The sequence below is a fragment of the Ferrovibrio sp. genome, assembly GCF_046297595.1.
In the GTDB taxonomy this organism is placed as follows: domain Bacteria; phylum Pseudomonadota; class Alphaproteobacteria; order Ferrovibrionales; family Ferrovibrionaceae; genus Ferrovibrio.
Genome location: NZ_JBKBHT010000001.1, coordinates 770,686 through 782,513 on the forward strand (window position 1 = coordinate 770,686; position 11,828 = coordinate 782,513).

Here is an 11,828-nt window from a genome sequence, read left to right on the forward strand (position 1 = left end):
CCCCTTTACCCGGCGGAACATAAATAGAATTTGCAATCTCCGGTAAATGATCGTACCGATTCCAGAGGTCGGATTAAACCGCATCGGGAAAACCGGGCATGGTCGCGCGCTGCAGAACCGTGGCGTTTCAGGGCATCGACGTCATGCCCGTGGATGTTCAGGTCCAGCTCTCCAACGGGCTGCCGGCCTTTGCTGTGGTTGGCCTAGCCGACAAAGCCGTCGGCGAAAGCCGTGAGCGCGTGCGCGGCGCTCTGGGCGCCCTGGGCCTATCGCTGCCGGCCAAACGGATCACCGTCAACCTCGCCCCGGCCGACCTGCCCAAGGAAGGCAGTCATTACGACCTACCCATCGCGCTGGCGCTGCTGGCCGCGATGAACGTGCTGCCGCCCGATGCGCTAGAAGGTTTTGTGGCTCTGGGCGAACTCGGCCTTGATGGCGCACTCGGCACGGTAAGTGGCGTGCTGCCGGCGGCGATCGCGGCCCATGGGGAGGATCGCGGCCTGATCTGTCCGGCCGCGCAGGGCAGCGAGGCGGCCTGGGCCGGCGATGCCGAACGCGTCGTGGCCGCCCCCACATTGCTGGCCCTGATCAATCATTTCCGCGGCAGCCAGGTGCTGTCCCCGCCCTCGACACGCAGCGTCGAACCGGCCAGCGAAACGATCCCAGACCTGCGCGACATCAAGGGACAGGAAAGCGCCAAGCGCGCGCTGGAGATCGCCGCTGCCGGCGCCCATAACCTGCTGTTCATCGGCCCGCCCGGCGCTGGCAAATCGATGCTGGCCCAGCGCCTGCCCGGCATTCTGCCGCCGCTGGATGCCAGTGAAATCCTGGAGGTGAGCATGATCGCGTCGCTGGCCGGCCAGATCAGCGAGGGACGGCTCACCCGACAGCGGCCCTTTCGTAACCCGCACCATTCCGCTTCGATGGCAGCCCTGATCGGCGGCGGCCATCGCGCGAAACCAGGCGAGGTAAGCCTGGCGCATCTGGGCGTGCTGTTTCTCGACGAACTGCCCGAATTCAACCGCCAAGCCCTGGATGCCCTGCGCCAGCCGCTGGAAACCGGACAGGCGGTAGTCGCGCGTGCCAACGCCCATGTCAGTTACCCTGCGCGTATCCAACTGGTGGCGGCGATGAATCCCTGCCGCTGCGGCCATCTCGACGATCCGGCGCTGGCCTGCAGCCGCGCGCCGAAATGCGCCGGCGAATACCAGGCCCGCCTGTCCGGTCCACTGCTCGACCGCATCGACCTGACTCTGGAGGTGCCTGCCGTCAGTCCGGCCGACCTGAGCGCACCATCCACAGCGGAACCTTCTGCCACCGTGGCCGCCCGCGTGGCGATGGCACGCGATATCCAGCGCGACCGCTATGCCCATACCGGAAGCGGCGGCCTGTCGCGCGATGGCCGTCGCGTGGTGCGTACCAACGCCGAGGCCGATGGCGAATTGCTGGAACGTATCGCCATGCTGGACGCCGCCGGCCGCGAATTGCTGACCCAGGCAGCCAGCGCCATGCATCTCACCGCGCGCGGCTATCACCGTGTGCTGCGCGTGGCCCGTACACTGGCCGATCTGGAAGGGGTGGAGGCCGTGCGCCGCCCGCATGTGGCGGAGGCGCTGAGCTATCGCCGACTGGCCTTCGTCAGATAAATAAAAAGAGCGCCATGAAGGCGCTCTTTTCCTGTTTTATTGCCGGCCGATCAGGCGGCCAGCAGCGGTGTTTCGATTGCCTCAAGCGTCCGGCTACCAACCAGAAGGTCGAGATCGAGCAGAGACACCATCCGCGTGTCGCGCGCCAGCAGGGCGGTAAGGAAGGCATGATCCCCATCCATCCCGGTCTGCGGCACCGGTTGCAACTCGCGATCGGCCACCGAAAGAATGTCTGAGACCGCATCCACCAGCAGGCCGTAGAAGCCGCTTGCGGCCTCCACCACGATCACCACATGGATGGCACTCGGTATGCTGCGCTCTGCGCCGAGACGGATGCGCAGGTCGTAAATCGGCACGACCTGGCCGCGCAGGTTGATGATGCCGCGCACAGCCGCCGGGCTGTTGGGCAGCGGCGTCTCCACCGTCCAGCCACGGATTTCCCGTACGCTGAGGATGTCGATGCCGTATTCCTGCCCGGTCGCCGTAAAGGTGAGGTATTCGCGCACCTCATTCCCGGCTCCGCTTTCGATCCGCGTATCCATCAGAACTGCTCCCACTCGCTGGCATCGCCCTTCGGCACGGCATTGCCACGCGCGGCAGTCGTCTTCAGGGCCGGGACCGGCTTCGACACCGGACGCGTCTGGGGCACCGCTTTCAGCGCAGGACGGGAAACGGCCGGTCCGGAACGCACCGCCGCAGCCTGCCCGCTGACCTTGTAGCGTTGCACCAGCGCGGCCAGTTCCTCGGCCTGATTGGACAGCGACTGGGCCGAAGCCGAGGTCTCTTCCACCAGGGCGCCGTTGCGCTGGGTCATCTCGTCCATCTGGCCGACAGCCGTGTTGATCTGCTCCAGGCCCGAGGCCTGTTCGCGAGAGGCGGCGGCAATCTCGGCGACGATGTCGGAGACCTTTTTGATCGCCGAAACGATCTCGGCGAGCGACGAGCCGGCCTGATTCACCAGCGCTGCACCGGTTTTCACCTGGCCGTTCGAAGTCTGGATCAAGGCCTTGATGTCCTTCGATGCATTGGCCGACCGCTGGGCCAGCGCACGCACTTCCTGCGCCACCACGGCAAAGCCCTTGCCAGCCTCGCCGGCGCGGGCGGCTTCCACGCTGGCATTCAGCGCCAGCAGGTTGGTCTGGAACGCAATCTCGTCAATCAGGCCGATGATGTCGGAAATCTTCTGCGCACTGGCTTCGATTTCATTCACCGCCGATACGGCATCGCGCACCACATTGCCACCCTTTTCGGCGGTGTCGCGCGCCGCAGTAGCCAACTGGCTGGCAGCCTGGGCATTGTCGGCATTCTGCTTCACCGTAGTAGTGACCTCGTGCATCGAGGCCGCCGTTTCTTCGATCGAAGCGGCCTGCGATTCCGTACGGCTGGCCAGATCCTGACTACCGGTGGAGATCTCGGCCGAAGCCGCGGCAATCGTCTCGGATGCTTCGCGGATGCCGCCGATGATGTCGCGCAGCGTATCGACCAGGTCGTTGACGCCTTCGCAGAGCGAGCGAATCTCGCCAGTCTTGCCGTCCAGATCTATGCGCAGGGTCAGATCGTTAGCTTTGGTGGCTTCCACCACAGACTGCACTTGCTGTACGGCCAGTTGCATCATCTGCGCGGCCTTGGTCTGCGCGGTGATATCGGTGGCGTATTTCACCACCTTGTAGGGCCGGCCATTGGCATCCATGATCGGGTTGTAACTGGCCTGGATCCATACTTCCCTGCCGCCCTTGGCAATACGCTTGTACTGGTTGGCATCATACTCGCCACGGCCCAGCTTCTCCCAGAAAGCTCGATATTCGGCACTTTCACGATAAGCCGGTTCGACGAACAGGCTGTGATGCTTGCCCTTCACTTCGTCCAGCGTGTAGCCCAGCGTCTTCAGGAAATTCTCATTGGCATGCAGAATAGTTCCATCCAGGGTGAACTCGATCACCGCCTGCGCCTTGTCGATGGCGGAAAGCTGGCCTTCGTAATTGGCCATCGTCATCTTTTGCTCGGTTATATCGGTCGCGAATTTGACGACCTTGTATGGCTTGCCGCGTTTGTCGAAAATCGGATTATAGCTGGCTTCGATCCACACTTCCTTGCCGCCCTTGGCAAGACGCTTGTACTGGCCCGCATCGAACTCGCCGCGGCCCAGCTTGGCCCAGAAGTCGCGATATTCGGCACTGGCACGATAAGCCGGGTCTACGAACAAGCTGTGATGCTGGCCCACGATCTCGTCGAGCGTGTAGCCCAGCGCCTTCAGGAAATTGGCGTTGGCATGCAGAATTTTGCCATCCGGCGTGAATTCGATCACCGCCTGGGATTTGTTGATGGCGTCGAACTGAGCCCGCAGATCGCTGGTCGCCGACGCACCCGAAAACTGGAACATTGCTGATCGTCCTTATTCATGTTCTTCCGGCGGGGCGCCGGTCGTTGCATTTTCATACGTATACAAAACCCTCTCGGATCGGAATGTTTTTATTCATTAATATCAATAAGTTACGAAAATGTAATTCATCCTTATGTTTCCATTGCTGGTTTCTTCGATACGCTCACGCCTAAACTCAGCGCCAGAATCGGATCGATAGGCGCAGGAAAACAACGATGATCAAAGCCGTCCGGTATTCGCAATTCGGCAAGGCCCACGAGGTGGCGGAACTGATCGAGTTGCCTGATCTGGCCGCACCCAACGAGGGCGAGGTGCTGATCGATGTAGAAGCTTCGCCGATCAATCCGGCCGACCTGCTGCAATTCGAGGGCAAATACGGCGCCGTGCAGCCAACATTGCCAGTGATGGCTGGCGGCGAGGGTGTGGGCATCGTGCGCGAAGTTGGCACGGGCGTGACGCATCTAAAGGCGGGCGACCGCGTGCTGCTGCTGTTTGCCGGGCGCGGCAACTGGCGCAGTAGCCTGGTCGCCAAGGCAGCAAGGCTGTTTGCATTGCCGTCTGGCGTCGATCCACTGCAGCTCGCCATGCTCACCGTCAACCCACCCACGGCGATGCTGATGCTGCAGAATTTCGCCAAACTGAAAAGCGGCGACTGGGTGATCCAGAATGCCGCCAATTCCGGCGTCGGCCACAGCGTGATCGCGCTGACCAAGCGCCGCGGCCTGCGCAGTATCAATGTGGTACGTCGGGCGGAGCTCGTGGACGAATTACGGACCATGGGCGCCGACAGCGTGTTGGTCGACGGCCCAGATTTGCCGACGCGCGTAAAAGCCCTGACCGGTGCCGACGCTCTGCCGAAACTCGCCATCGATGCCGTAGCCGGCGAGGCTACCGGCCGGCTGGCGCAATCACTGGCGGAAGGCGGCGTAGTGGTGAATTACGGCATGCTGTCGGGCCAGCCCTGCGCGATGCCGCCCGGCGACGTGGTATTCCGTGACATCAGCCTGCGCGGCTTCTGGCTGGCGCGCTGGTTTGCCACTGCCGGGCCCGATGAAATGCACAAGGTTTATGGCGACCTCACGCGGCTGATTGCCGATGGCACCATCCATGTCACGGTGGAAGCGACCTACCCGTTGGAGCGGATCAGAGATGCGCTGGCCCATGCCGCACGTGAGGGCCGCAAAGGCAAAATCCTGATCACACCCGGCCGCTAGGGCCGGGTTTATTCGCTTTCGGAGAGATAGATCGCGGCGAGAATCTTGTTCACCCTGCCATCTTCCATCAAAGGCAGAGCGAGTTTGTCCATCAGCAGATAATCGCGTGCCGAGGGACTGCCGCGCGAAATATAGATCGGTTTTCCGCTGCGGATGATCTGGCGATATTCCAACATCGGCTTGTCGCCGATCCGGGACGCGCAATCGGCCACGCGCTGACCGGTCAGGTCAAAACCAAAAATGCGCACCAGCTCGGTTCCATACAGGCGATAGCGGGTATCTTCGCCGTCGCAGTCGATGATCATCAGATGCCCCAGCCAGGGCCGCAGTTCCTCGACCGTGAAATCGCCGCGCACCGGTGCCGGCCGGTCGCCCCGCTTTGTCTGCCACAGATCATACAGGGCGCGCAAAGCCGGATGACTGATCGCGAGTGCGCCAGCCTTGCCACCATTGCCGAATACCTGCCCGAACTGGATCATTTAGGACTCTTGCACCCATGCCACAAACGGCCGAACGCCGCTCGCGTTCCATGACTGGAGCGATTTTTACAGCCTGGCGGCGGAAATCCTGAATTACCATTCGGTAATCTTGCTCCCCAGAAACGAAAGATTCCGTAATGCCTTGTGAATGAATTCCGCAGACATTTCCCGCCAAGGTCGATGGCCACCACAATCTCCCCGGGGCATAGTGCGTTCCGCCCCGCCTCCCCTGCCCAGGATCGCCCGATGCCCTTCATAAGCTCCCTCGCCGAACTGGAAGCGCTGTATGGCGTTCCCCAGGAAACCTCAACCGTGAAGGAAATCGACTATATTTGCGCGGAATACAGGGCCTATATCGAAGCCTCTCCCTTCGTGACCCTGGCCACGGCCGGGCCGGAGGGGTTGGACTGCTCCCCGCGCGGCGACCGATCCGGCTGCGTGCGGGTGGCCGACGAGAAGACCCTGTTGCTGCCCGACCGGCGTGGCAATAACCGCATCGATTCCCTGCGCAACATCATGCGCGATCCGCGCGTTGGGTTGCTGTTCCTGCTGCCCGGTCTGGGCAATACGCTGCGGGTGAACGGCCGCGCCAGGCTAAGCATCGCCCCCGATCTGCTGGCCTCTTTCGCGGTGGAGGAAAAAGCACCGCGCTCAGTGGCGGTGATCACGGTGGACGCCGTGTATTTCCAGTGCGCCCGGGCTGTGATCCGCGCTGAATTGTGGAACCCGTCCCGGCATCTGGCAAAAGACAGTCTGCCCAGTCCGGGCCAGATCCTGGCTGCCCTCAGCGAGCAGCGTATCGGTGGCGAGGAATACGACCGCACTTGGGCCGACCGTGCGCGGCAAACCATGTGGTAGCTCCGCCCTGTCAGCCCGTCTTTGCTGCTCCCAAAGCCATAATCGATCATAGGCTTGCCGGCACGACTGGTATCCCCACGCTCCAGACGTTACAAAACCATGCTCCGTCCTGGTTTTCGAGTCACCGCCATGATCCACAAAACCGATATCGCCGTGATCGGCGCCGGCCCGGTTGGCCTGTTCGCCGTATTCGAATGCGGCATGGTAGGCCTGAAATGCCATGTGATCGATGCGCTGGATGCCATCGGCGGGCAATGCAGCGCGCTGTATCCGGAGAAACCGATCTACGACATTCCCGGCTTCCCGATGATCTCCGGCGCCGGCCTGGTCGAGAACCTGGAAGCGCAAGCCGCGCCATTCGCACCAGTCTATCATCTGGGCCAGCGGGTAGAGAAACTGGACCGCCAGCCGGGCAATACGGGCTTCCGCCTCGTCACCTCTAAGGGCACGACCATCGAAACCCGCACGGTGATCATCGCCGCCGGTGCCGGTGCCTTCGGACCGAACCGCCCGCCCCTGCCCGGCATCGAAGGGTATGAAGGCCAGCCGGGCGGAGGCGGGGTGCAATACCTTGTTCGCCGCGCCGAGGATTATCGGGGCAAGCGCATCGTGATTGCCGGTGGCGGCGATTCCGCCGTGGACTGGGCGCTGATGCTGCATGGCATCGCTGCCCATATCGACTTCGTGCATCGCCGCGACCAATTCCGTGCCGCGCCTGACAGTGTGGCAAAACTGCGTGCCCTGAACGGCCGGGGCCTTGATATCGTGGTGCCCTATCAGCTTGACGCGCTGGAAGGCGATCACGGCCGCCTAGAGGCCGTGATCGTGAAGTCGCTGGAAGGCGAGACCCGACGCCTGCCGGCCGATGCCCTGCTGGCATTCTTCGGGCTGCGCAGCGAACTCGGCCCCATTGCGCAATGGGGTCTTGAAATCGAGCGCCATCATGTGCCGGTCGATCCGGCGACCTGCCAGACCTCGCAGCCCGGCATCTTCGCCATCGGGGATATCGCCGCCTATCCCGGCAAACTCAAGCTGATCCTCACCGGTTTTGCCGAGGCGGCTTCAGCCGCACATGCAATCTATCCGCTGCTGCATGGCGGCCAGCCGCTTCATTTCGAATATTCCACCTCGAAGGGCAAGCCCGGCGCCTAGACAATACGGCTGGTGCGGTTGCCCCAGTAGCGGTCTTTGATCAGGCGCTTGTACAGCTTCCCGGTGGCATGCCTAGGCAGGGCTTCCTCGAAGTCGATCGAGCGCGGGCATTTGATGCTGGCTAGGTGTTGCCGGCAATAAGCCAGCAGTTCCTCAGCCAGCGCCGGACCAGCCTCGGTCATGTCCACCGGTTGCACCACCGCTTTCACCTCTTCGCCAAAATCTTCGTTCGGCACGCCGATCACCGCCACATCGGCGACCTTGGGATGCTCGATCAGCACATGTTCGGCTTCCTGCGGGTAGATGTTCACGCCACCGGATATGATCATGAAGGCCTTGCGATCAGTGAGGTAGAGATAGCCTTCGCTGTCAACATAGCCAACATCGCCCAGCGTGCTCCACCCCTTGGCATTGAAGGCCTGCTGTGTCTTGGCCTCATCGTTGTGGTATGTGAAGGGCTGTCCGTCGGCGAAATAGACTAGACCAGATTGGCCGGCCGGCAGTTCCACACCGCTCTCGTCGTCGACGATATGCAGCTTGCCTATTATGGCGCGGCCGACCGACCCCTTATGCGTCAGCCACTCCTGGCTGGTGATGTAGGTCATGCCGTTGCCTTCCGAGGCGGCATAGTATTCGTGCAGAATCGGGCCCCACCAGTCGATCATCTGCTGCTTGGTGGCCGTCGAGATCGGTCCTGCACCATGAATGGCAACGCGATGGGATGAAAGATCGTAGTGATTGCGCATATCCACCGGGAGTTTCAGCATGCGTACGAACATGGTCGGCACCCAGTTGGAATGGGTGACACGGTACTTTTCGATCAGCCGCAGCGACTCCTCGGCATCGAAGTGTTCCATGATCACCAGCGTGCCGCCCACTTTCGACACCAGCATGGAATAGCGCAGCGGCGCGGCATGATAGAGCGGCGCCGGGCAGAGATAGACCATGCCCTCGCCATAGCCGTAAAGGCTGTAGCCATTGTCGACGAAATAGCTGCGTGTGCCGACCGGATCGCCATTGATCGGCCGCTTCACGCCCTTGGGTTTCCCCGTGGTGCCAGAGGAATACAGCATGTCACGGCCCTGCATCTCGTCAGGAACCGGCGTCGCAGGCATGGTTGCCAGTGCCGCCTCCCAGCCCTTGAAGCCGTCGGCCACATCGCCGATCATCAGGAAATGCTTCACCTGCGGGCAGAGCCGGCGTAGGTCACTCGCCACGGAGGCGAAAGCATCACTGACCAGCAGTACGGTGGAGCCGGAATCCGTGACGATATAGGCCAGCTCCTCGACGGTCAGCTTGGTGCTGATGGTCGTATAATACAGGCCGGCGCGATCCGCACCGAAACAGGCATCAAAGAATTCCGGCCGATTCTCGATTACCATCGCCACATGGCTGCGAGCGCCGAGCCCTAGACTACGGAACAGATGCGCGGCGCGGTTGGAATTCTCTTCAAGCTGGCCAAAGGTGGTGATCCGGCCCGAGTTGGCCATGATCACCGCCGGCTTATCGGGCGTCTTGCGTGCATGCTCGCTGATGTAAACCAGACCCGTCACGTCAGCCTTCCTCCTGCAACAACGACCGCAGCTCGGTCTTCAACACCTTGCCGTAATTATTCTTCGGCAAAGCCTCGACAAAACGATACTGCTTTGGCCGCTTGAAGCGGGCAATGTGATCGAGGCAGATCTGATCCAGCAGACCGGCATTCAGTTCCGCGCCCGGCCGCGCAACAACGAAGGCGATCACTTCTTCACCCCAGTCGGCATGGGGCTTGCCAATCACCGAAACCTCGCTGACATCTGGATGCCGCAGCAGCACTTCTTCCACTTCACGCGGATAGATGTTGCTGCCGCCCGAAATGATCATGTCCTTCGAACGATCCTTCAGGGTGAGGAAGCCATCCTCATCAAAACTGCCCATGTCGCCGGTATGCAGCCAGCCATTGCGCAGGGTCTGCGCCGTGGCATCCGGATTGCGCCAATATCCGGCCATGACGATCTCGCCACGACAGATGACCTCGCCGACCTCGCCCATGGGCAGCGGGTTGTCATCGGCATCAACCACGCGCACCTCGACATCAGTACGTGCGACACCAGCCGACCCCAGGCGAGCCAGATGGCGCGGATGCCCGGTATCGACATGCATCTGCTTGTCCATGCCGGTGATGGTCATCGGCGCTTCGCCCTGGCCATAAATCTGCGCCAGCTTGGGTCCTAACACCGCCATGGCCTGCTGCAGGTCCGCCACATACATCGGGCCACCGCCATAAACGATGGTTTTCAGGTTCGATGTGTCAGCGCCCACAATCTGCGGGGCATGGATCAGGCGGTGCACCATGGTCGGTGCGAAGAAAAAGCTGCAGCCCGGCCAATGCGCGATCAGATCCAGCGTCTCGGCTGGATCGAAACCGCCGGATTCTGGGATCACCTGGTTGGCACCCCGTGCCAGGTGCGGCAGACCATACATGCCCGAACCATGGCTGATTGGTGCGCAGTGGATAATGCAGTCGGTGGGATCGACACGGTCCACATCGGCGAAATAGTTCATCGTGGCAACCATCAGGTTGCGATGGGTGAGCATCGCGCCCTTGGGCCGCCCGGTGGTACCCGAGGTGTAGAACAGCCAGGCCAGATGGTCGGGCCGGATTTCAGTTGCCAGCGGCAGCGGCTCGGCGGAGTAAAGACTGGCGAATTCCGCCTCCTCAGCCACGATGATCCGCTGCAGCTCCGGCATTTCGGATTTCAGAGCCAGAAGATCTTCCGCGAAGGCCGCCGAGACAACGGCCAGCTTCGCCTGGGCGTTGTCGATGATCCAGGCAGCCTCCCGGACGTGCAACTTGGCATTGATCGGCACTGCGGCCAGCCCGGCATGCCAGAGCGCGAACAAAACCTCCCAGTAATCGGGGTTGTTCTTCATTACGATGGCGACGCGATCGCCGGATTTGAGCTTGCCCGTCGCCATCAGCCCTGCAGCCAGGCGCGGCGCGCGGCGCCCCATATCCGAATAGGTCAGCCTGACCTCGCGGCCGACCGACAGTGCCGGGCGCTCGCCCCAGACACTGGCCGCCCGATGCAGCAGATGCGCGATATTCATGCCCGTCCCGCCGTTCTTTACCGGTCGTTTCCTCAGGGCACGATGTTACGCAAACAAAAGCGGCGCCGACAACCGGCGCCGCCTGATCAAAATCGGGATTGTCCGCCGTTCAGGCGTGGTATTCGGTTTGCACCAGGCCCTCGTCCGGCGAGAACCGATTCTGGTATTTCGGTGCGATCCGCTCGACCGGCAGCAGGATGAACACATCCGTGGTGCCGAACTGGTGGTCGACCACGGCGCCATCGCCGATATAGGCGCCCAGCCGCAGGTAAGCCTTGATCAGCGGCGGCAGGGCGTGCAGGGCGGCGCGTGGATTGATCTGGTCGGCCGGCATCAGGTCCATCGACACATACCGCTCGGGCAAGGCGCGCACGCGCCATTCCTGCGGCGGCAGATGATTGGCATACAGGTAACTGAGCGCCAGGGCATGATCCAGCGGATTGACGCCAGGGAAAGACGCGCAGCCAAACATGAAGCTGATATTGTGGTCCGACACATAGGTCGAGATGCCGCGCCACAGCAGCTGGATCGTGGCATTGGTGCGATAGTCGCGATGCACGCAGGAGCGGCCGAGTTCGAGCAGCCCGCCGCTGGTCCCGACATAATCCAGCATCGGCTTCAGGTCGTATTCCGAGGCCGAATAGAAGCCGCCATGCATCTCGGCCATGCTACGGCGCAGCAGGCGATAGGTGCCGACGGCCTGTTCCCCTTCCGGACGGGTGCGGTCGAACACCATCAGGTGGTCACACAGGCGGTCGAACTGGTCAAAATCCAACCCCAGCTTCGCCATCTCGGGCGACGGCTCGGCCGCCATCTCTTCGTAAAACACCTGGTAACGCAGCCGCTGTGCCGCCGCGATGTCTTCCGGGCTGCGGGTCAGACGCACCTCGAAACGGCCATCGGCGGACACGCATTGCCAGCCGCTGCGCGGATTGCGCGCGGGAGGGACGAGCGTGGGAACGGAGAGCGGCAGTTGCATGTTCATAAATCCGACTATGGCGCTACTACG

10 protein-coding genes are annotated in these 11,828 nt (G+C 62.0%); 4 read left to right on the forward strand and 6 right to left on the reverse strand.

Annotation, left to right across the window (positions count from 1 at the left end):
- Positions 1–98: 98 nt before the first annotated feature.
- Positions 99–1,646 carry a YifB family Mg chelatase-like AAA ATPase gene (locus ACK4FJ_RS03880; RefSeq protein WP_409764304.1) on the forward strand — a complete coding sequence of 516 codons (1,548 nt, stop codon included), beginning with the start codon at positions 99–101 and terminating at the stop codon, positions 1,644–1,646.
- A gap of 50 nt (positions 1,647–1,696) precedes the next feature.
- Here the strand turns inward: ACK4FJ_RS03880 and ACK4FJ_RS03885 are convergent, their stop codons facing one another.
- Positions 1,697–2,188, reverse strand: coding sequence for a chemotaxis protein CheW (locus ACK4FJ_RS03885; protein ID WP_409764307.1), 492 nt, complete (start codon positions 2,186–2,188; stop codon positions 1,697–1,699).
- Complete coding sequence (locus ACK4FJ_RS03890) at positions 2,188–4,026, reverse strand: methyl-accepting chemotaxis protein (RefSeq protein WP_409764310.1); 1,839 nt, start codon at positions 4,024–4,026, stop codon at positions 2,188–2,190. The genes ACK4FJ_RS03885 and ACK4FJ_RS03890 overlap by 1 nt, the downstream gene beginning before the upstream one ends.
- 215 nt (positions 4,027–4,241) lie before the next feature.
- Between ACK4FJ_RS03890 and ACK4FJ_RS03895 the strand changes: the two genes are divergently transcribed.
- Positions 4,242–5,240: a zinc-dependent alcohol dehydrogenase family protein gene (locus ACK4FJ_RS03895; protein ID WP_409764313.1), complete on the forward strand. Its 999-nt coding sequence runs from the start codon at positions 4,242–4,244 to the stop codon at positions 5,238–5,240.
- Positions 5,241–5,248: 8 nt separating this feature from the next.
- Here ACK4FJ_RS03895 and ACK4FJ_RS03900 read toward each other — a convergent pair whose 3' ends face one another.
- Positions 5,249–5,719: a PAS domain-containing protein gene (locus tag ACK4FJ_RS03900; protein ID WP_409764315.1), complete on the reverse strand. Its 471-nt coding sequence runs from the start codon at positions 5,717–5,719 to the stop codon at positions 5,249–5,251.
- A 246-nt stretch (positions 5,720–5,965) separates the two neighbouring features.
- On the opposite strand from ACK4FJ_RS03900, the gene ACK4FJ_RS03905 reads away from it, so the two are divergent.
- Both ACK4FJ_RS03905 and ACK4FJ_RS03910 read left to right on the forward strand, forming a co-directional pair.
- On the forward strand, positions 5,966–6,577 hold the full coding sequence (locus ACK4FJ_RS03905) for a pyridoxamine 5'-phosphate oxidase family protein (RefSeq protein ID WP_409764318.1): 612 nt from the start codon (positions 5,966–5,968) through the stop codon (positions 6,575–6,577).
- A 129-nt stretch (positions 6,578–6,706) separates the two neighbouring features.
- Complete coding sequence (locus ACK4FJ_RS03910; RefSeq protein WP_409764320.1) at positions 6,707–7,729, forward strand: NAD(P)/FAD-dependent oxidoreductase; 1,023 nt, start codon at positions 6,707–6,709, stop codon at positions 7,727–7,729.
- Here the strand turns inward: ACK4FJ_RS03910 and ACK4FJ_RS03915 are convergent.
- The 3 genes from ACK4FJ_RS03915 to ACK4FJ_RS03925 all read right to left on the reverse strand — a co-directional run bounded on the left by ACK4FJ_RS03915 (position 7,726) and on the right by ACK4FJ_RS03925 (position 11,804).
- The gene (locus tag ACK4FJ_RS03915; RefSeq protein ID WP_409764323.1) at positions 7,726–9,282 is read right to left on the reverse strand and encodes an acyl-CoA synthetase; all 1,557 of its coding nucleotides are present in this window, start codon (positions 9,280–9,282) and stop codon (positions 7,726–7,728) included. The two genes, ACK4FJ_RS03910 and ACK4FJ_RS03915, sit on opposite strands and share 4 nt — an antisense overlap.
- 1 nt (position 9,283) lies before the next feature.
- Positions 9,284–10,819: an acyl-CoA synthetase gene (locus tag ACK4FJ_RS03920; RefSeq protein ID WP_409764326.1), complete on the reverse strand. Its 1,536-nt coding sequence runs from the start codon at positions 10,817–10,819 to the stop codon at positions 9,284–9,286.
- 109 nt (positions 10,820–10,928) lie between these two features.
- A complete protein-coding gene (locus tag ACK4FJ_RS03925) occupies positions 10,929–11,804 on the reverse strand; it encodes a GNAT family N-acetyltransferase (protein WP_409764329.1) in 876 nt (291 codons plus the stop codon).
- Positions 11,805–11,828 lie beyond the last annotated feature (24 nt).

What these genes read in the sequence shown, in the direction of transcription:
- ACK4FJ_RS03925 (WP_409764329.1), bottom strand. Translation starts at nt 11,804, where the DNA reads ATGAACATGCAACTGCCGCTCTCCGTTCCCACGCTCGTCCCTCCCGCG.
- ACK4FJ_RS03905 (WP_409764318.1), top strand. Translation starts at nt 5,966, where the DNA reads ATGCCCTTCATAAGCTCCCTCGCCGAACTGGAAGCGCTGTATGGCGTT.
- ACK4FJ_RS03910 (WP_409764320.1), top strand. Translation starts at nt 6,707, where the DNA reads ATGATCCACAAAACCGATATCGCCGTGATCGGCGCCGGCCCGGTTGGC.
- ACK4FJ_RS03885 (WP_409764307.1), bottom strand. Translation starts at nt 2,188, where the DNA reads ATGGATACGCGGATCGAAAGCGGAGCCGGGAATGAGGTGCGCGAATAC.
- ACK4FJ_RS03880 (WP_409764304.1), top strand. Translation starts at nt 99, where the DNA reads ATGGTCGCGCGCTGCAGAACCGTGGCGTTTCAGGGCATCGACGTCATG.
- ACK4FJ_RS03920 (WP_409764326.1), bottom strand. Translation starts at nt 10,819, where the DNA reads ATGAATATCGCGCATCTGCTGCATCGGGCGGCCAGTGTCTGGGGCGAG.
- ACK4FJ_RS03895 (WP_409764313.1), top strand. Translation starts at nt 4,242, where the DNA reads ATGATCAAAGCCGTCCGGTATTCGCAATTCGGCAAGGCCCACGAGGTG.
- ACK4FJ_RS03890 (WP_409764310.1), bottom strand. Translation starts at nt 4,026, where the DNA reads ATGTTCCAGTTTTCGGGTGCGTCGGCGACCAGCGATCTGCGGGCTCAG.
- ACK4FJ_RS03900 (WP_409764315.1), bottom strand. Translation starts at nt 5,719, where the DNA reads ATGATCCAGTTCGGGCAGGTATTCGGCAATGGTGGCAAGGCTGGCGCA.